The organism is Pseudoduganella rhizocola (assembly GCF_045984285.3).
Classification (GTDB): Bacteria; Pseudomonadota; Gammaproteobacteria; order Burkholderiales; family Burkholderiaceae_D; genus Rugamonas.
This window is the reverse complement of record NZ_JBJQIK030000005.1, coordinates 69,923-88,974: the sequence shown is the minus strand read 5'-3', so window position 1 is coordinate 88,974 and position 19,052 is coordinate 69,923. Positions and strand designations below refer to the sequence as shown.

The 19,052-nt window shown below is 65.2% G+C and carries 19 protein-coding genes; 7 read left to right on the top strand and 12 right to left on the bottom strand.

Annotation, left to right across the window (positions count from 1 at the left end; genetic code table 11):
• Positions 1-14: 14 nt before the first annotated feature.
• The 7 genes from hscA to ACJRPG_RS13300 form a co-directional block, all read right to left on the bottom strand.
• Positions 15-1,895: a Fe-S protein assembly chaperone HscA gene (gene hscA, locus ACJRPG_RS13330; RefSeq protein ID WP_408000578.1), complete on the bottom strand. Its 1,881-nt coding sequence runs from the start codon at positions 1,893-1,895 to the stop codon at positions 15-17.
• A 21-nt stretch (positions 1,896-1,916) separates the two neighbouring features.
• Positions 1,917-2,432 (bottom strand): Fe-S protein assembly co-chaperone HscB, encoded by a 516-nt coding sequence (gene hscB, locus ACJRPG_RS13325; protein WP_408000577.1) that lies wholly within the window; start codon positions 2,430-2,432, stop codon positions 1,917-1,919.
• Positions 2,433-2,447: 15 nt separating this feature from the next.
• Positions 2,448-2,771: an iron-sulfur cluster assembly protein IscA gene (gene iscA, locus ACJRPG_RS13320; RefSeq protein WP_408000576.1), complete on the bottom strand. Its 324-nt coding sequence runs from the start codon at positions 2,769-2,771 to the stop codon at positions 2,448-2,450.
• A 17-nt stretch (positions 2,772-2,788) separates the two neighbouring features.
• Positions 2,789-3,175: a Fe-S cluster assembly scaffold IscU gene (iscU, locus tag ACJRPG_RS13315; RefSeq protein WP_408000575.1), complete on the bottom strand. Its 387-nt coding sequence runs from the start codon at positions 3,173-3,175 to the stop codon at positions 2,789-2,791.
• 33 nt (positions 3,176-3,208) lie between these two features.
• Entirely contained in the window at positions 3,209-4,474 is a 1,266-nt protein-coding gene (locus tag ACJRPG_RS13310) for an IscS subfamily cysteine desulfurase (RefSeq protein WP_408000574.1), read from the bottom strand.
• 13 nt (positions 4,475-4,487) lie between these two features.
• Positions 4,488-4,964: a Fe-S cluster assembly transcriptional regulator IscR gene (gene iscR, locus ACJRPG_RS13305; RefSeq protein WP_231765713.1), complete on the bottom strand. Its 477-nt coding sequence runs from the start codon at positions 4,962-4,964 to the stop codon at positions 4,488-4,490.
• A gap of 115 nt (positions 4,965-5,079) precedes the next feature.
• The gene (locus tag ACJRPG_RS13300; RefSeq protein ID WP_408000573.1) at positions 5,080-5,490 is read right to left on the bottom strand and encodes a VOC family protein; all 411 of its coding nucleotides are present in this window, start codon (positions 5,488-5,490) and stop codon (positions 5,080-5,082) included.
• A gap of 167 nt (positions 5,491-5,657) precedes the next feature.
• Between ACJRPG_RS13300 and ACJRPG_RS13295 the strand changes: the two genes are divergently transcribed.
• From ACJRPG_RS13295 to ACJRPG_RS13285, 3 genes are all read left to right on the top strand, one after another.
• Positions 5,658-9,392, top strand: coding sequence for an ATP-binding protein (locus ACJRPG_RS13295; RefSeq protein WP_408000572.1), 3,735 nt, complete (start codon positions 5,658-5,660; stop codon positions 9,390-9,392).
• A 98-nt stretch (positions 9,393-9,490) separates the two neighbouring features.
• The gene (locus ACJRPG_RS13290) at positions 9,491-11,239 is read left to right on the top strand and encodes a diguanylate cyclase (protein WP_408000571.1); all 1,749 of its coding nucleotides are present in this window, start codon (positions 9,491-9,493) and stop codon (positions 11,237-11,239) included.
• Positions 11,240-11,242: 3 nt separating this feature from the next.
• Entirely contained in the window at positions 11,243-12,163 is a 921-nt protein-coding gene (locus ACJRPG_RS13285) for a phytanoyl-CoA dioxygenase family protein (RefSeq protein WP_408000570.1), read from the top strand.
• 5 nt (positions 12,164-12,168) lie between these two features.
• Here ACJRPG_RS13285 and maiA read toward each other — a convergent pair whose 3' ends face one another.
• Genes maiA through ACJRPG_RS13270 form a run of 3 tightly spaced genes read right to left on the bottom strand, consistent with a single transcriptional unit; the run spans position 12,169 to position 14,368 of the window.
• On the bottom strand, positions 12,169-12,813 hold the full coding sequence (maiA, locus tag ACJRPG_RS13280; protein WP_408000569.1) for a maleylacetoacetate isomerase: 645 nt from the start codon (positions 12,811-12,813) through the stop codon (positions 12,169-12,171).
• Positions 12,810-13,832, bottom strand: a complete 1,023-nt coding sequence (locus ACJRPG_RS13275) for a fumarylacetoacetate hydrolase family protein (protein WP_408000568.1) — start codon at positions 13,830-13,832, stop codon at positions 12,810-12,812. Before ACJRPG_RS13275 ends, maiA begins: the two co-directional genes overlap by 4 nt.
• Positions 13,829-14,368 (bottom strand): VOC family protein, encoded by a 540-nt coding sequence (locus ACJRPG_RS13270; protein ID WP_408000567.1) that lies wholly within the window; start codon positions 14,366-14,368, stop codon positions 13,829-13,831. Before ACJRPG_RS13270 ends, ACJRPG_RS13275 begins: the two co-directional genes overlap by 4 nt.
• Positions 14,369-14,454: 86 nt before the next feature.
• Between ACJRPG_RS13270 and ACJRPG_RS13265 the strand changes: the two genes are divergently transcribed.
• The gene (locus ACJRPG_RS13265; protein ID WP_408000566.1) at positions 14,455-15,348 is read left to right on the top strand and encodes a LysR family transcriptional regulator; all 894 of its coding nucleotides are present in this window, start codon (positions 14,455-14,457) and stop codon (positions 15,346-15,348) included.
• A gap of 27 nt (positions 15,349-15,375) precedes the next feature.
• A complete protein-coding gene (locus tag ACJRPG_RS13260; RefSeq protein ID WP_408000565.1) occupies positions 15,376-15,945 on the top strand; it encodes a gamma-glutamylcyclotransferase in 570 nt (189 codons plus the stop codon).
• Here the strand turns inward: ACJRPG_RS13260 and ACJRPG_RS13255 are convergent.
• A complete protein-coding gene (locus ACJRPG_RS13255) occupies positions 15,923-16,090 on the bottom strand; it encodes a hypothetical protein (protein ID WP_408000564.1) in 168 nt (55 codons plus the stop codon). The genes ACJRPG_RS13260 and ACJRPG_RS13255 overlap by 23 nt on opposite strands.
• A gap of 19 nt (positions 16,091-16,109) precedes the next feature.
• The gene (locus ACJRPG_RS13250; protein ID WP_408000563.1) at positions 16,110-17,258 is read right to left on the bottom strand and encodes a PA0069 family radical SAM protein; all 1,149 of its coding nucleotides are present in this window, start codon (positions 17,256-17,258) and stop codon (positions 16,110-16,112) included.
• A 216-nt stretch (positions 17,259-17,474) separates the two neighbouring features.
• Between ACJRPG_RS13250 and ACJRPG_RS13245 the strand changes: the two genes are divergently transcribed.
• The gene (locus ACJRPG_RS13245; RefSeq protein ID WP_408000562.1) at positions 17,475-18,206 is read left to right on the top strand and encodes a PEP-CTERM sorting domain-containing protein; all 732 of its coding nucleotides are present in this window, start codon (positions 17,475-17,477) and stop codon (positions 18,204-18,206) included.
• 22 nt (positions 18,207-18,228) lie between these two features.
• Positions 18,229-19,038: a sterol desaturase family protein gene (locus ACJRPG_RS13240; protein ID WP_408000561.1), complete on the top strand. Its 810-nt coding sequence runs from the start codon at positions 18,229-18,231 to the stop codon at positions 19,036-19,038.
• The last annotated feature ends 14 nt before the right edge of the window (positions 19,039-19,052 follow it).

Genomic DNA, 19,052 nt, shown 5'->3' with positions numbered 1-19,052 from the left:
TTTGTAATGTGTTCTTATGCGACCTGGTCCAGCGACTTGCCGGCCAGCGCGCTGCGCACGCTGCGGTCCATGCGGCGCGATGCAAATTCTTCGGTGCCGTGGGCCAGCGCTTCGACGGCGGCTTTCACGGCATTGTGGTCCACAGCACCTGCCACGGACTGGGCAAGAATCTCGCGCGTCTTCGCCATCAGGGCGTCCACGGCGGCACGCTCTTCGGCATTCAGGAGCGCGGCATCTTCGTCCAGCGCGGACTGGGTGGCCAGCAGGATGCGTTCCGCTTCCACCTGCTCCTCGCGCAGGGCACGGGCTTTCATGTCCGATTCTGCGGAGCCGTAGGAGTCCTGCAGCATGCGCGCCACATCATCGTCGCCCAGGCCATACGATGGCTTGACGGTGATCGATGCTTCCACGTTCGAGCGCAGCTCACGGGCGGAAACCGACAGCAGGCCGTCCGCATCCACCTGGTAGGTGATGCGGATACGCGCCGCGCCCGCCGCCATCGGCGGAATGCCGCGCAGCTCGAAACGCGCCAGCGAGCGGCAGTCGCTCACCAGTTCGCGCTCGCCCTGCAGCACGTGCACCGCCAGCGCGGTCTGGCCGTCCTTGAAGGTAGTGAATTCCTGCGCGCGGGCGCATGGAATGGTGGAGTTGCGCGGAATGATCTTCTCGACCAGGCCGCCCATGGTTTCAATGCCCAGCGACAGCGGAATCACGTCCAGCAGCAGCCAGTCGTCGCCCGCGGCACGGTTCCCTGCCAGCAGGTTGGCCTGGATGGCGGCGCCCAGCGCCACCACCTTGTCCGGATCGATGTTCGCGTGCGGGATGGTGTGGAAGTATTCGCTGACGGCGCGCTGCACGGTCGGCATGCGCGTTGCGCCGCCCACCATCACCACGCCGTCGATATCGTCCGCGTCCACATTGGCGTCGCGCAGGGCCTTCTTCACCGCATTCATGGTCTTGGCGACCAGGTGCTTTGTGATCTCGGCGAAGGTTTCGGCGCTGATCTTCAGGTGCACTTCCTCACCGGAGCCCAGGATCGCATCGACGGTCACTTCGGCCTTGGTCGACAGCAGTTCCTTCGCCTCGCGCGCCTTCACCATCAGCACGGCGGTGTCTTCTTCCGACAGCGGCGCCAGCTTTTCCTGCTCGTGGATCCAGCAAAACAGGCGGTGGTCGAAATCGTCGCCGCCCAGCGCGGAGTCGCCGCCGGTGGACAGCACCTCGAACACGCCCTTGGACAGCTTGAGGATGGAGATATCGAAGGTGCCGCCGCCCAGGTCGTACACGGCGAACAGGCCTTCGGAGCCGTTATCGAGGCCATAGGCGATCGCGGCAGCCGTCGGTTCGCTCAGCAGGCGGAGCACATTCAGGCCAGCCAGCTGGGCGGCGTCCTTGGTGGCCTGGCGCTGCGCGTCGTCGAAATACGCAGGCACGGTGATGACCGCGCCCACGAGATCGTCGCCCAGCGAATCCTCCGCGCGCTGGCGCAGCGTAGCAAGGATCTGGGCCGAGGTCTCGACCGGGCTTTTCACGCCGGCCACGGTTTTCAGCTGCACCATGCCGGGCGCATCGACAAAGTCGTAAGGCAGGTTCTCGGCGTAGGCGATGTCCTTCAGGCCGCGGCCCATGAAGCGCTTGACGGAGACGATGGTGTTCTTCGGATCGGTGGTCTGCGCGGCCTGCGCCTTGTAGCCGATGTTGGCATGGCCGTTCGGCAGGTAGCGCACCACGGACGGCAGCAGTGGGCGGCCATCTTCGTCGTTCAGCACTTCCGGAATGCTGTTGCGCACGGTGGCAACCAGCGAGTTGGTGGTGCCGAGGTCAATGCCGACCGCCAGCCGGTGCTGGTGCGGCGCCGTGGACATGCCCGGTTCGGAAATTTGCAGAAGTGCCATGTGAAACCTGTGTTCTTGTTTTTACGCTTCGATCGCGTCGAAGGCGAAGCGGACTTCTTCGCCGAATTTTTCGAGGAACATCAGCGCGCGCACACCCTGCGCCGCCTCGTGGAAGTCGCCGCCGTTGAGCGCCGCTTCGATGTCCTTCAGCTGTTCCTTGCGCGCCTTGCGCAGCTCGCCGTCCAGCGCATCTAGCTGGTCCGTGTCCTTCGCGGCGCGGGCATCGCCCAGCGCTTCGCGCCACTCCATCTGCTGCATCAGGAATTCCATCGGCATCGCCGTATTCGATTCGGTCTGCAGGTCCACGCCATTCAGCTCGCACAGGTAGGCCGCACGCTTCTGGGGGTTCTTCAGCGTCTGGTAGGCTTCGTTGGCGCGCGTGGCCCATTGCATGGCGACGCGCTTCTCGGCATCGGTGGCGTTGACGAATTTGTCGGGATGGACGCGGGTCTGGACGTCGCGGTAGGCGGCGTCCAGGGCGCCGCTGTCAATGGCGAATTGCTGCGGCAGGTTGAAAAGCTGGAAGTGGTTTTGCACGGTGCATCGACGCAATCAGATACGGAAGCTTTCGCCGCAGCCGCAGGCGTCTTTTTCGTTCGGGTTGTTGAACTTGAAGCCTTCGTTCAGGCCTTCACGCGCGAAATCCAGCTCCGTGCCGTCGATGTACGGCAGGCTTTTCGGATCGACGAATACCTTCACGCCGTGCGACTCGAAGACCTGGTCTTCATCCGCCACTTCGTCCACGTATTCCAGCTTGTAGGCCAGCCCCGAGCAGCCGGTGGTGCGCACGCCGAAACGCAGGCCGATGCCTTTGCCGCGGCGTTCGATATACCGGTTGATGTGCTTCGCTGCTTTTTCAGTCAGGGTGATTGCCATGCTTCCTCCGTGTTGCCTCAGGCAGCTGCGTGCTTGGCCTTGTAGTCCTGCACAGCAGCCTTGATCGCATCTTCCGCCAGGATCGAGCAGTGGATCTTCACCGGCGGCAACGCCAGCTCTTCCGCGATCTGGGTGTTCTTGATGGCCAGCGCTTCGTCCAGCGACTTGCCCTTGACCCATTCCGTCACCAGCGAGCTGGAAGCGATGGCCGAACCGCAGCCATAGGTCTTGAATTTCGCGTCTTCGATCAGGCCGTCCGCGCCGACCTTGATCTGCAGCTTCATCACGTCGCCGCAGGCCGGTGCGCCGACCATGCCGGTGCCCACGCTTTCATCGCCTTTTTCAAAGGCGCCCACATTGCGCGGATTTTCGTAGTGGTCGAGAACTTTTTCCGAATAAGCCATGATGTACTCCTGATGTAATCGTTACCGGCGCGCTTAGTGCGCGGCCCACTGGATCGAGTTGATGTCGATCCCTTCCTTGAACATATCCCACAGCGGCGACAGTTCGCGCAGCTTGCCGACCTTCGACTTCATCAGCTCGATCGCGAAGTCGATGTCCTGCTCGGTCGTGAAACGGCCGATGGTGAAACGGATGGAGCTGTGGGCCAGCTCATCGCTGCGGCCCAGGGCGCGCAGCACATAAGATGGTTCCAGGCTGGCCGAAGTACAAGCCGAACCGGAAGAAACAGCCAGGTCCTTCACCGCCATGATCAGCGATTCGCCTTCCACGTAGTTGAAGCTCACGTTCAGGTTGTGCGGCACGCGGTGGTCCATGTCGCCGTTGATATAGGTTTCCTCGATTTCCTGCAGGCCGGCGGCCAGGCGGTCGCGCAGCGCCTTGATGCGCGCGATTTCGCTGTCCATCTCTTCCTTGGCCAGGCGGAAGGCCTCGCCCATGCCCACGATCTGGTGGGTCGGCAGGGTGCCGGAACGCAGGCCGCGTTCGTGGCCGCCGCCGTGCATCTGCGCTTCGATACGCACGCGCGGCTTGCGGCACACGTAGAGCGCGCCCACGCCTTTCGGGCCGTAGGTCTTGTGCGCGGTGAATGTCATCAGGTCGACCTTGGTCTTCTGCAGGTCGATGGCGACCTTGCCGGTGGCCTGGGCCGCGTCGCAGTGGAAGATGATGCCCTTGCTGCGGCACAGCGCGCCGATTTCGTCGATGGGCTGGATCACGCCGATCTCGTTATTCACCAGCATCACGGACACCAGGATGGTGTCCGGACGGATGGCGGCGGTCAGCTGCTCGATGGTAATCAGGCCATTGTCCTGCGGGTCCAGGTAGGTCGCTTCGAAGCCCTGGCGTTCCAGTTCGCGCACGGTGTCCAGCACAGCCTTGTGCTCGGTCTTCACCGTGATGATGTGCTTGCCCTTGGTCTTGTAGAAATGCGCCGCGCCCTTGATGGCGAGGTTGTTGCTCTCGGTGGCGCCGGAGGTCCAGATGATTTCGCGCGGATCGGCATTCACCAGCGCCGCCACGTGGCCGCGCGCCTCTTCCACCGCCGCTTCGGCGGTCCAGCCATACATATGGCTGCGGGAAGCGGCATTGCCGAACTGCTCGCGCAGGTAAGGGATCATCTTGTCCGCAACGCGTGGATCGATCGGCGTGGTGGCCGAATAGTCCATATAGATCGGGAAATGCGGCGCGGTCTTGAATTCAACCGGTGCCACCTGGGCGACGTTTTTCTCTGGGGCGTTCATCTGCTACTCCTGTTTAACCGAGGGCAGCTTCGCTGCGGTGCATCACCACCACATTCTGCTCGGCGTTTTTCTGTTTTTGCTGGTCGACCAGGTCCTGCAGGGACACGGAGTCCAGGTAGTCGACCATCTTTTCGTTCAGCGTGGCCCACAGCTCGTGGGTCATGCAGCGGGCGCCGGTGGCTTTATTGGCGCCGTGACAATTTTCCTTGCCGCCACACTGGGTTGCATCGAGGGGTTCATCGACGGCGATGATGATGTCGGCCACCGTCACCTTGTCCGCACGGCGGGCCAGGCTGTAGCCGCCGCCGGGGCCGCGGATCGATTCCACGATCTCGTGGCGGCGCAGCTTGCCGAACAGCTGCTCCAGGTAGGACAGGGAAATGGCCTGCCGCTGGCTGATGCCGGACAGCGTGACAGGACCCTTGCCCTGGCGCATTGCCAGGTCAATCATTGCAGTCACTGCAAAACGGCCTTTGGTGGTCAGACGCATACAACCTCGGTTCAACTCGGTTAAAATCTTGCCTTCGACAACTGATTCAAAATCCTGATTAGTTGATCGATTTGGTCAAGTATAACAGAGTTGGCAAAGCTTTGCCGGAGGCCGCTCAGCCCAGGAGGTCGTGGCTGTTCAGGATGGTGAAGGCAATCTCAGGCTTGCTTTCCAGACAACGCCTGATGGCGGCAGGAATCGCCTGCCGCGTCTTGCGGCACAGGCCCGGCATCTCCCTCACCTCGATCTGGAAGCCGCGCACGGTACGCACCTCGTTCGGGCCCGGCGCAATGCTCAGCATAATGCCCAGCTGTTCCTTCAGGCGCTCGCCGATGCGCTGCAGCTCGGCATAGCTGCCGACGGCTTCGATGCGCTCGATCAGCCGCTTCTCCTCTTCCTTCGTCAGCCGCAGCACGCGCAGGTCGGCGCCCGGCGCTTCCAGCAATCGCTCGCGCTCGCACACGCAGGCGCCCGGCGGGCATTCCTTGCGGATGGGAAAAGTTGGCGGATGCAGCATGGAGGTCATAAAGTGGCCGGGCAGCGCAAACCTGCGAGTATCCCGCCATTGGCGCCGCGCTGTCAAACAGCGCGGCGCTTCCAATCGTGCGCTCTCGCGCCGTACTGAACGGTAACGTAGCGTGATCGGCAGAAGCCATCCCTACAACATACGGTGCATCAGCCGGGAGTTCTTATTTGTCTGAGTTGCCGCCTACTTACAGCTTTCTCGCGGCGCCGGGGGAGCTGGGATCGCTGATTGCCGCGCATGACTGGTCCGCCACGCCCCTCGGGCCGCTGGACCAGTGGCCGCAGAGCCTGCGCACCACGGTCAGCCTGATGCTCAATTCCAGCCATCCGATCTGGATCGGCTGGGGTCCGCGCGCCACCTTCCTCTACAACGACGCGTACATCGATGTGCTCAGCCGCGCCAAGCATCCCTGGGCGCTGGGCCGGCCGGCATTCGAAGTCTGGGCCGAGATCTGGGATTTCTGCGGGCCGCTGGCGGACAAGGTATTCAGCAACGCAGAGGCCACCTATGTGGCCGACGTCCAGCTTTTCATGAACCGGGGCGCCTTTGTGGAAGAAGTGTTCTACTCCTTCTCCTACAGCCCCATTGTGGACGAATCAGGCGGGGTGGGCGGCCTGTTCTGCCCTTCCGCCGACGTGACGGCGGCCAACCTGAGCGCACGGCGCCTGGCCTCGCTCTCTGCCCTGTCGGCCGCCGCGCTGCGCGAAAATACGGTGGCGCGTGCCTGCGACACGGCGATGGGCACCATCAGCCGCAATCCGCAGGACATACCCTTCGCCCTGCTTTACCTGGCCGATGCCGCCAGCGACAGCGCCGTGCTGCAGCAAGCGGCACACCTGCCGCTCAGCGACCGCATCACGCCCGCTGCCGTGCGCCTCGGCGGCGACGGGCCGCACGCACCCTGGCCGCTGACGCAGGTGCTGGACAGCAGCAAGGCGGTGGAGGTGCCGGTGGGCGACCTCGATGAGCTCCCGCCGGGGCTGGCCGGCCAGCGCATCACGTCCGCCCTGGCGCTGCCGCTGACGGTGCCGGGCCATGAAAAGCCGATCGGCGTGCTGGTGCTGGGCGTGAGCCCGGCGCGCAGGCTGGACGCGGAATACCGCACCTTCTTCGAACTGGTGGCGGCCCAGGTCACGGCGGCCGTGCAGAATGCCATGGCGGCCGAGGAGCAGCGCCAGCGCGCCGACATGCTGGCGGACCTGGACCGCGCCAAGACCGCCTTCTTCAGCAATGTGAGCCACGAGTTCCGCACGCCGCTGACGCTGATGCTGGGCCCGGTGGAGGACGCGCTGGCTGATGCGGCCCATCCGTTGCCCGAGGTGCAGCAGCAGCGCCTCAAGCTGGTGCACGGCAATGCGCTGCGCCTGCAGAAGCTGGTGAACACCCTGCTCGATTTCTCGCGCGTGCAGGCCGGGCGCATGCAGGTGTCCTATGCGGAAGTGGACCTGGCCACCCTCACCGGCGACCTGGCCAGCGGCTTCCGTTCCATTATTGAAGGCGCGGGACTGGAGCTGGACGTCGACTGCGCACCGCTGCAGATGCCGGCCTTCGTCGATATCTCGCTGTGGGAGAAGATCGTCCTCAACCTGATGTCGAACGCCTTCAAGTTCACCTTTGAAGGAAGGATCTCGGTGCGGCTGGCGCAGCAGGGCCAGCATGCGGTGCTGACCGTGGCCGATACCGGCGTGGGCATCGCCGCCGAGCACCTGCCGAAAATTTTCGACCGTTTCCAGCGCGTGGAAGGCAGCCGCTCGCGCACCCATGAAGGGTCGGGCATCGGCCTGGCCCTGGTGCGCGACCTGGTGGAGCTACACCAGGGCAGCATTACCGTGGACAGCACGCCGGGCAGCGGCAGCTGCTTCACCGTCATCCTGCCGCTGGGCCGCGCCCACCTGCACGACGACCAGGTGGTGGCGGGCGCCGGCGCCACCGCCTCGCCCGCCGCGCTGGAAAGCTTCACCGCCGAGGCGCGGCGCTGGCTGCCGGAAGAAGCGGAAGCGGACGCCCCCAGCCCGGAGGACAACGCCGTGCTCAGCGCCGGCGCGCACATCGTGGTGGCGGACGACAACGCCGACATGCGCGGCTACCTGGTGCGCCTGCTGCACCAGCGCTGGCAGGTCACGGCCGTGGGCAACGGCGCCGAGGCGCTCGATGCGCTCCATGCGCTGAAACCGGACCTGGTGATCTCCGACGTGATGATGCCCGTGCTGGACGGCTTCGGCCTGATCGCCGCCGTGCGCGCCAGCGATACGCTGCATGACCTGCCCGTGCTGCTGCTGTCGGCGCGCGCCGGCGAGGAAGCGCGCATCGAAGGCCTGAACGCGGGCGCCGACGACTATCTGGTGAAACCCTTCTCCGCCCGCGAGCTGCTGACGCGGGTGGAAGCGCTGCTGATCCGCAGCCGCATCCGCCAGGTGGAACGGGCGCACGCCAGCCGGATGGCGGAAGTGTTCATGCAGGCGCCCGCGGCGATTGCCATCCTGCGCGGTCCTGCCCTCGTCTATGAACTGCTGAACGAGCGCTTCGCGGAGCTGGTGGGCCGGCGCGACATCATGGGCATGCCGCTGCGCATGGCCTTCCCCGAACTGGAGGGCCAGGGCATCCTCGAAGAGATGGCGGAGGTCATGGCCACCGGCCAGCCGCGCACAGGCGCCGCGCGCCGCATGCTGCTCAGGCGCGGCCCGGACGGCGAAGCGGAGGAATGCTTCTTCGACTACGTGTACCAGCCGGTCCGCAATGCGGCCGGCGCGGTGGACCGGGTAGCGGTGGTGTCCTTCGAGGTGACGGCGCTGGTGCGCGCGCGGCGCGACGCCGAGGTGGCCAACCGCGCCAAGGACGAATTCCTCGCCATGCTGGGCCACGAGTTGCGCAATCCGCTCTCGCCCATCCTGATCGCGCTCGACCTCATGAAGCTGAAGGGCATCGACAGTGTGAAGAAGGAACATGCCGTCATCGAGCGCCAGGCCATGCACATGGTGCGGCTGGTGGACGACCTGTTGGACGTGGCGCGCATCGCGCAGGGCAAGATCGAGCTGCGGCGCGAGCCGGCCGAACTCTCGGTGCTGGTGACGCAGGCGCTGGAAACCGTCAGCTCGCTGATGGAAGAGCGCGAGCACCGCCTGTGCATCGACGTGCCGGCGCAGGGCCTGGCCGTGTATGCCGACCCGGTGCGCCTGACCCAGGTGCTGAGCAACCTGCTGAACAACGCCGCCAAGTACAGCAACAACGGCAGCACGGTGACGGTGGCGGCGCGCGCCGATCGCGGCGAGGTGCTGATCACGGTGGAGGACGATGGCATCGGCATCCGGCCCGAAATGCTGCCGCAGCTGTTCGACAAGTTCGTGCAGGAGCGCCAGTCGCTGGAGCGCTCCCGCGGCGGCCTGGGGCTGGGCCTTGCCATCGTCAAGAGCATCGTCACCCTGCACGGCGGCACGGTGAGCGCGCACAGCGGCGGTCCCGGCCGGGGCAGCGTGTTCTCGGTGCGCCTGCCGCGCGCCAGCATGCCGGCCCTGCCCGCCACGCCGGCGCCGCCGGCGCCCACGCCCGGCGTGCAGCGCAGCGTGATGCTGGTGGACGACAATGCCGATGTGCTGGAGGCGATCAGCGCCCTGCTCTCGCTGCACGGGCATGCGGTGCAGGCTTTCTCCGACCCCGCCAGCGCCCTGCGCAGCGCCGGCGCCGCAGCGCCCGACGTGGCTATCCTCGACATCGGCCTGCCCGGCATGGACGGCTACGAGCTGGCGGCGGAACTGCGCAAGCGCGAAGGCTGGCAGGGCACCCGCCTGATCGCGCTGAGCGGCTACGGCCAGCATGCGGACCAGCTTAAATCGCAGGCCGCCGGCTTCAGCGCGCACCTGGTCAAGCCTGTCTCAGCCGCCCACCTCAACGCCCTGATCGGCTGATGCCGCTGTTGCAAAACCGCCACGAAAATTGCATTCAAGGAAATTTGGCGTGTTACACTTTCCGCGCAGAAAATTACTGCCCTCGGTGTCACCTGTCCATGCCTCAACCGCCTGCTTGCGCGCTGTCACGTTTGTTCCGCTTCCTCGCCTGCAGCCTGATACTGTGCGCGCTGGGCGCGGCTGCGCATGCCCATCCGGGGCAGGCCAAACGCCAGGTGCTGGTGCTGTACTCGCTGGGGGCGGACACCTCCTCCATCTGGCAAAGGCTGGTGCACAAGGGCCTGTACGAGGAGCTGGCCAGCACCAGCGCCGGCAGCACGCCCGGCATCTATGAAGAGCGCTTCGACGCCTACCGCGTGGGCGAATCGCAGTCCATCGAAAGCATGGCGCCCTACCTGCGCACCAAGTACGCGAACGTGCATTTCGACGCCATCATCGCGGAAAACTATGTGGCCGCCGCCTTCCTCAGCAAGCATTCCGACCTGTTCCCCGGCGCGGCGCGCTATTACGTGAACCACGGCCGCCAGGGCTGGCAGCCGGACGACGGCGCCGGCCTCGAAGTGCAGCCGGATTTCGCGCGCGCCATCGGCACCATCGAACGCGTGGCGCCTGCGGTGCGGCGCATCGTCGTCATCGGCGACCAGACGCCGCGCGTGCAAAGCTGGCTGGCCGGCCTGCGCGGCGTGGCGCCGCAATTCAGCAAGCTGTCCTTCGAGTACTGGGACAGCCAGACCTTCGCGTCGCTGCAGCAGCGGGTGGCGGCGCTGGACCGCCGCACGGCCATCTTCATGCTCTCCACCAGGACCGACAGCGCGGGCCAGCACACCAGCCCCGCCGAACTGGCGCAGAAACTGGCCTCGGTGAGCCCGGTTCCCATCTTCACCAATATGCAGTCGCTGATCGTACCGGGCGTGGTGGGCGGCTATGCCATCAGCGGCGAGTCCGTCGGCCGCGTGATCGCGCGCATCCTGCTGGGACAGCCCGCCACCACGGAAGGCGTGCAGGGCTACTACTTCGACTATCCCACCATGCGCCGCTTCGGCCTGAAGAACATTCCTGAAGAAGCCGTGCTGCTGAACCGGCCGGAGAGCGTGTGGGACCGCTACCGCTGGCAGATCATCGCCACCATGTCCGCCATCGTGCTGGAAGCGCTGCTGATCACGGCGCTGGTGCTGACGCTGCGCGACCGCCGCCGCATGCTGCGCGACCTGGATGCGGAACGCAACAACCTGGAAGACCGCGTGCTGCAGCGCACGCTGGAACTGCTGATGGCCAACGCCAAACTGGAACAGCTGGCCACCACCGACCCGCTGACGGGCATTGCCAACCGCCGCAAGATGACGGAGCAGATCGCGGGCGAACTGGAACGGGCGCGCCGCTTCGGCCATCCGCTATCGCTGCTGATGATCGACATCGACTACTTCAAGCGCATCAACGACACCTTCGGCCATGATGTGGGCGACAAGGCCATTGTGGCGGTGGCGAAGCTGCTGACCGAATCGCTGCGCGCCATCGATATGGTGGCGCGTTTCGGCGGCGAGGAATTCGTGGTGCTGATGCCGGAAACGGACACGGATGTGGCGGTGCTGGCCGCCGAACGCCTGCGCGAGGCGGCCGGCGCGCTGCGCATCGAGGGCGAATCCGGCGCCGTGGTTGCGCTGACGCTCTCCGTGGGCGTGGCATCGGCACTGGCCAACGGCTCCGCCGATACGCCTTCCAGCCTGCTGGTGCGCTCGGACAAGGCGCTCTACCGCGCCAAGAAAGAGGGCCGCAACCGCGTAGTGCGCTATAGCGACGCGGAATTATTGCCCTCCCCTTCGCCCTCAAGCGCACTGGACCGGACCTGAACCATGGAGCAATGGCCGGTCTTGCAAAGGTTCTGGCGAAGGGCGCTCGATCCCGCATTCAGGACAGATCCCGCCGACCCGGTGGACCGCTGGCAGGAAGAAGTGAAGGTGCTGAACCGCATGGGCCTTGCCATGGAAACGGCGCTGCAGTTCCTGCACCACAAACGGCCCACGCTGGATGCCTACCGCCAATGGCTGGGAGAGCACCGCAAGGACACCCTGCTTCCCGCCGCCGCCGAAGATGTGCTGTCGCAGGAAGATCTCGCGTTCTGGGACGCGAACGGCTACCTGGTGCTGAAGGATGCGGTGCCGGCGCAGCAGTGCGCAGACGCGCGGCAGGCCATCTGGGACTTCCTGCAGGCGAGCCCCGATGCGCCGCAGTCCTGGTACCAGCCGCACGAAGGAAAGCGCGGCCTGATGCTGAATCTGTTCGACCATCCGGCGCTGGACATCAACCGCCGGTCGAACCGCATCTACCAGGCTTACCGCCAGCTATACGGCAGCGCAGCGATCTACCGGACCATCGACAAGGCCGGCTTCAATCCGCCGGAGCACGGCAGCTTCCAGTTCATGGGCAGCCCGCTGCACTGGGACGTGAGCCTGGTGCTGCCGATTCCCTTCCGCCTGCAAGGCCTGCTCTGCCTGAGCGACTGCGCGGCGCACGAAGGGGCGTTCCACTGCGTGCCCGGATTCCACCGGCGCATCGGCGACTGGCTGGCATCGCTGCCGCCCGGCGCCGATCCCAAGGAAGCTGCGCCGCGGCTGCTGCAGCCGGTTCCCGTGCCCGCCCTGGCCGGTGACTTCATCATCTGGCATGGCGCGCTCCCCCATTGCGCCACGCCCAATCGCGGCAGCCTGCCGCGATTGGTGCAATACCTGACGTACCGGCCCGACACGGACGAACCGCACAAGGAGTGGCGCTAGCCGCCTTACTCGGCGTCCGGCTGCTGCGCAGGGTGCGCCGCAACGAAGGCCGGCAGGCCGGCGCAGTGATCGTGAATGCGCGCTATGGTGGGATACGGCGCAAGGCCGATCTCGAAACGCTGCGCGTTGAACACCTGCGGCACCAGGCAGCAATCGGCCATGGTCGGCGTATCGCCATGGCAGAAGCGGCCGGTGTCGGCGCTGCGCGCGAGCTGCGCTTCCAGCACCGCCATGCCCTCCTTCATCCAGTGCCGGTACCAGTCCATCTTGGCTTCTTCGCTCAGGCCCAGCGGGCCTTTCAGGTGCTTGAGCACGCGCAGGTTGGTGAGCGGATGCGTATCGCAGGCAATGGTCTGCGACAGCGAACGCACGCGGGCACGGCCCAGCGCATCAGGCGGCAGCAGCGGCGCCATGGCGTGCATCTCTTCAAGGTATTCGATGATCGCAAGCGACTGCGTAATGACCGCGCCGCTGTCCTCCAGCGCCGGCAGCAGGCCGGCCGGATTCACCGCGCGGTAGGCTTCCGACAGCTGCTCACCGCCGTTGCGCAGCAGGTGCACCGGCACCGCGTCGTAGGCCAGCCCTTTCAGGTTCAGCGCGATGCGCACGCGGTAAGCGGCCGAGCTGCGGAAGTAGGTATAGAGCTTCATGCACGCTCCGCGTAATTGCGCACCTTCTGGTCGATGGCGCCGAAGATGCTGGCGCCGTGCGCGTCCTGCATTTCGATACGCACGGTATCGCCGAACCGGAGGAAGCCGGTTTTCGGCGCGCCGCCTTCAATGGTTTCATACATGCGCACTTCGGCCAGGCAGCAGTAGCCCACGCCGCCGTTTTCGATGCTCGAACCGTGCAGGCTGCCCTGCTTGTTGGACACGGTGCCGGAACCGATGATGGTGCCGGCCGCCAGCTCGCGCGTTTTGGCGGCATGCGCCACCAGCTGCGCGAAGCTGAAAGTCATGTCTTCGCCCGCATTCGGCTTGCCGAATGGCTTGCCGTTCAGCTGCACCAGCAGCGGCAGGCGCAGCTTGCTGTCCTGCCATGCGGCGCCCAGTTCGTCCGGCGTTACCGCCACGGGAGAGAAGGCGCTGGCGGGCTTGGAGTTGAAGAAGCCGAAGCCCTTGGCCAGCTCGTTCGGAATCAGGTTGCGCAGCGAAACATCGTTCACCAGCATCACGAGGCGGATCGCCTGCGCAGCCTGGCCATCGCTCACGCCCATCGGCACATCGCCCGTTATCACGGCCACTTCCGCTTCCAGGTCGATGCCCCAGTCTTCGCTCAGGGCGTAGACCGGATCGCGCGGGCCCACGAAGCTGTCCGAACCGCCCTGGTACATCAGCGGGTCGGTGTAGAAGGACGCAGGCACTTCGGCATTGCGCGCCTTGCGCACCAGTTCAACGTGATTGATGTAGGCCGAGCCGTCGGCCCACTGGTAGGCGCGCGGCAGCGGCGAATGGCAGCGCGCTTCGTCGAAGGGCTGCACTTCGCGCGCGGCGCCGTCGTTCAGCTGCGCGTACAGCTTCTCCAGCGCGGGCTTCACTGCGTCCCAGTCGTCCAGCGCAGCCTGCAGGGTGGCCGCAATGCCGGTGGCCGGCGCGCAGTTGCGCAGGTCGCGGCTGACGACCACCAGCTGGCCATCGCGTTTTCCATTTTTCAGCGTTGCGAGCTTCATGCATTACCCTCCTGCGGCGCGTGCATCCATGCGGCATGCGACGGTGCTTTCTTCGTTTTCGACCATTCTTCCAGCATGTCCCACTTCACCTCGTCCAGTTTCTGCATCATTTCCGGCGTGCCGGTGTTGGCTGCCAGTTCCAGGCGGTGGCCGTTCGGATCGAAGAAATAGATCGATTTGAAGATGGTGTGGTTCACCGGGCCGATCACGTCGATACCCGCTGCCACCAGGCGCTCTTTCGCAGCCAGCAGCGCATCCATCGATTCCACTTCCATCGCCAGGTGCTGTACCCAGGCGGGCGTGTTCTCGTCGCGGCCCATGGCGGGTTGCGTCGGCAGCTCGAAGAAGGCCAGCACGTTGCCGTTGCCCGCATCGAGGAACACATGCATGTAGGGGTCCGGCGCCTTGGTGGATGGCACTTCGTTTTCGGCGATGGCCAGCACAAAATTCATGTTCAGGTGCTTGACGTACCAGTCAACGGTCTCTTTCGCGTCCTTGCAGCGGTAGGCTACGTGGTGGATCTGCTTGATTTTCATGGGCGGTTCTCCTTGATGCCGACATTAGACTCCCGATTCAGCTATCATACAAACGATATTTATACAGTGATTTATCAGATTTCCTTATGAGCAGTCCTACCGTCCGCCAGATGCGTGCGCTGGTCGCCGTGGCGCGCAACGGCAGCTTCACGCTCGCCGCCGAGCTGCTGCACCTCACGCAGTCCGCCCTCAGCGGCCAGATCAAGGAACTGGAACAGCTGCTGGGCGTGAAGGTGCTGGAGCGGAACACGCGCCGCGTAACGCTGTCCGAAGTGGGCCGCGAGCTCTATCCGCTGTTCGACAAGATGCTGCAGGACCTGGATGGCGCCATGGCCGATATCGCCAGCCGCAAGGCGCTGAACAAGGGCACCGTGCGCATCGCGGCGCCGCAGATGCTGGCCTGCACCCTGTTGCCGGAAGCCATGGCGGCCTACCGCGCCGAGTATCCCAAGGTGCAGCTGCGGCTGGTGGACTGCCCGGTCGACAACGTGGCGGGCCGCGTGTTCAGCGGCGAAGTGGATGTGGGCATTGGCCCGGAACGCGACGCGCTGGCGGAAATTGACGCCCTGCCCCTGTTCGAGATGCCCTTCGTGGCGGTGTTCCCGCCCGGCCATGCGCTGGCCGCGAAGAAGCAGCTGCGCTGGCAGGACATGAACGACCATCCCTTCATTGCGCTGCAGGGCCAGTTCACCGAACGCCTGCTGCGTGAAATGCGCCAGCCGCTAAGCCCCCACAATGAGGTGACGTTCATGACCACGGCGCTGGCCATGGTGGCGGCGGGGCTTGGCGTGACGGCCTGCCTGCCCTATGCCGCGCCGATGGTGCGCCGCTACGGCCTCGAAATGCGGCCTATCGCGGCGCCGGAACTGACGCGCAAGTTCTTCGTCTACACCAAGACTTCGCGCTCCCCCTCGCCCGCCGCGCAGAGCTTCATCGGTTTTCTGGGCGAGTTCGTGCAGGGTTCGCGCAGCGCCCTATAATCGTTTCTTTTTGCAGGATCGCAGCGCATGTCCCACAACACCATCGAGATCAACAAGGCGATGGACAAATTCGACGGCCGCCACAGCGTGTGGCTGTTCGGCTACGGCTCGCTGATCTACAAGGCCGACTTTCCCTACATCGAACGGCGCCCGGCCAGCATCGAAGGCTGGACGCGGCGTTTCTGGCAAGGCTCGCACGACCATCGCGGCACGCCGGAAGCGCCGGGCCGCGTGGCCACCATCGTGCCCCAGCCTGGCGCCGTCTGCCACGGCATGGCCTACCTCGTGACGCCGGAGGAATTCGCCCACCTCGACCACCGCGAGAAGAACGGCTACCTGCGCCTTGCCATCGACATCCATTTCGACGAGGAGCACAGCGAGGAAGGCCTGGTCTACATCGCCACGGCGGACAACGCCGCCTTCCTCGGCGAGGCGACCGAGCTCGATATCGCGCAGCACATCGCTGCCGCCGTCGGCCCCAGCGGGCCGAATGCCGAATACCTGCTGCACCTGGCGCAGGCCCTGCGTGAGCTGGGCCACCATGATGAACACGTGTTCACCATCGAACGCCACCTCAGGCAGCTGCGCGGCGGCTAGCGCCCGCGAACTCCAGTGTTTCACCATCGGCCGGAACCAGCAGGCGGCTGCCCAGGCCCGCTTCGCGCCTGCCCTGCACAAGCTGGGCGCACGGCAGCAGGCAGTGGCTCAGCGCCTCGAGGTGCTTGGCCGCCACCGTGCCCATTGTGGTGCGAGCCTGCCGCTCAGAACAGGTCGAGCTGGTTCGATGCCGCCTTGACCTTGGCGGCGCGTGCGGGCGCCACCACGGGGCGCTTGAAGGCCGTGCAGTCCAGGTATTTGAAACGCATGCCGCGGCTCATGGTGAGGCGGCGCGCAACCGCTTTCTCCACACGCTGCTTGATGAGGTCCGCCCACACGCCCTCGCCGTGCATGCGTTTGCCGAAGGTGGCGTCGTAGTCCTTCCCGCCGCGCATATCGCGCACGCGGTTCATCACGCGCGCCGCGCGGTCGGGGAAGTGCGCTTCCAGCCAGTCCTTGAACAGGGGTGCCACCTCCCAAGGCAGGCGCAGCACAACATAGCTGACATTGACCGCGCCCGCCTCGAAGGCGGCGTCGATCACCTTTTCGATATCCGGCTCGGTCACAAAGGGAATAATCGGCGCCACGCTGACGCTGACCGGAATGCCCGCTTCCGTCAGCGTGCGGATGGTGCGCAGGCGGCGCGAGGGCGCCGCGGCGCGCGGCTCAAGCGTGCGCGCAATGGCAGGGTCCAGCGTGGTGAGCGTGATGGCGGCGGCGGCCAGGTTGCGCGCCGCCATCGGCGCCAGGATGTCGATATCGCGTTCGATCAGCGAAGACTTCGTGATCAGGCCGACCGGGTGGTCGCATTCCTGCAGCACTTCCAGCACGCGCCGCGTGAGCTTGTAGTCACGCTCGCAGGGCTGGTAGGCATCCGTATTCACGCCCAGCGCGATGGGCGACGGCTCATAGCTTGCCTTCGCCAGCTCGGCGCGCAGCAGCTGCGGCGCATTGACCTTCGCGTACAGCTTGCTCTCGAAGTCCAGGCCGGGCGACAGGCCGAGATAGCTGTGCGTAGGCCGCGCAAAACAGTAGATGCAGCCGTGCTCGCAGCCGCGGTAGGGATTCAGCGATATGCCGAAAGGAATGTCCGGCGACTGGTTGCGGCTCAGGATGGTGCGCGCCATCTCCTCCGTGACATGGGTGCGCCACACGCGCGGCGCATCTTCCTCATGCTCCCAGCCGTCGTCGAACTCCTCGCGCCCGTGCACCTCGTAGCGGCCCTGCAGGTTCGTGACCGCGCCGCGCCCCTTCTGCGCGGTGAGCGGTTTGGGCGGCAGCATCACCTGCCCTTCGAAATCATTGTCCTGCATGAAAACCCCTGATACTGTATGTTTATACAGTATTTTAGATCCACTCCATCCGCACTGCAAGCGTATTCCGCAGGCCACGAAGTTTCTTCTTATCAATACCAATTGTTATCAATATATTGTGACCGGCAGCTGTCTTCGCTACAATGCAGGTCCTTCGGCCCAAACCATTGCCGGCAGTAACACAATCATTTCCTGTCGACTATTGGAGTTTGCGCCATGCGCATCAAATCTGTTCTGCTCACCCTGTCAGCGCTGGTCCTTGGGACAGGCGCCGCACACGCCTCCGGCAACCTCGTCAGCAATGGCAGTTTCGAGGCCACCACCAACGGCAACAACAAGCAGCTGTCCTCGAGCGCTACGGGCGCCGCTGACCGCACCACGCTGGAAGGCTGGACCAGCAGCAACGGCCGCGACGGCGGCTACAACTTCGTGCTGGACAGCAGCATCGTTACCACCTGGGATTCGGCGATCTGGCTGCGCGGCGAAAACAACGGCTTCACCGCTTCCCACAACGGCGGCAATATCTTTGCTTCCGACCCCGACTACCATCCCGGCACGCTCTCCCAGACCATCAATGGCCTGGAAGTGGGCGGCTCGTACAAGCTCACCTTCGAGTACGCATTGGCGCAGCAAACCGGCTTCGAAGGCGCGAACAATGACAACTACTGGCAGGTTGTCTTCGGCAACACCACGCTGAACTCCAGCCTGCTGAGCATTGCGGACGGTGGCTTCAGCGGCTGGAAAACCGCCACCATGACCTTCACCGCCACCAGCGCCAGCCAGGCGCTGTCCTTCCTGGCGAAGAACGCGGCGCCGGGCGCACCGCCCTTCCTGCTGCTGGACAGCGTGTCGCTGACATCGGCGGTTCCGGAACCGGCAAGCTGGGGCATGATGGCGGGCGGTGTCTTCCTGCTTGCATTCCTCCGCCGCCGCGCATACCGCGCCTGAGCACCTCCTGCAGCAGCAATTCATGCCGGCCTCCCTCAGCGCATTCCTGAGCGACGTGCTGCGCCTGTCCGTGTGGCTGGTGCTGCTGACGATAATCTTCGTTCCCCTTGAACGCTGGTTCGGCGCGCGCCACGCACCGCGGCCGCGCAAGGAGCTGCTGCAGGACATCGCCTATTACGTGATCAGCAGCCTTGCGCCCGCCCTCCTGCTCAGTGTGCCGATGGCCATGCTCGCCGTCGCCGCACAGCATCTGGTGCCTGGCGCGCTGGCCACGGCAATCGCGGAACTGCCGCCGCTGCTTCGCCTGGCGCTGGCCTTCCTGGTGGCCGAAACCGGCTTTTACTGGGGCCACCGTCTCAGCCACGAACTGCCATGGCTGTGGCGCTTCCATGCGCTGCACCATAGCACCGGACACCTGCACTTCCTGTCCAACACGCGCACGCATCCGGTGGACATGGTGGTCACGCGCCTGTTCGGCCTGGTCCCGCTCCACCTGCTTGGCCTCGCCGCTCCCAACGCCGCTGGAAGCAGCGCACCGGCGCTGCTGCTGGTGCTCGGCACGGTGTGGGGCTTTTTCATCCACGCCAACCTGCGCTGGCGCCTGGGCCCACTGGAATGGCTGCTGACGACGCCGGCGTTTCATCACTGGCACCACAGCCGCTACGACCACATCAACCACAACTACGCCGCCACGCTGCCCGTCCTCGACCGCGTGTTCGGCAGCCACTACCTGCCGCGCCACTGGCCGGAGGAATACGGCAGCGACACACCGCAGCCGCCATCGCTGGCCGGCCAGCTGCTCGATCCCCTCCTGCCGCCGCCCTCCCGCTAGCGCCCCGTTCCAGC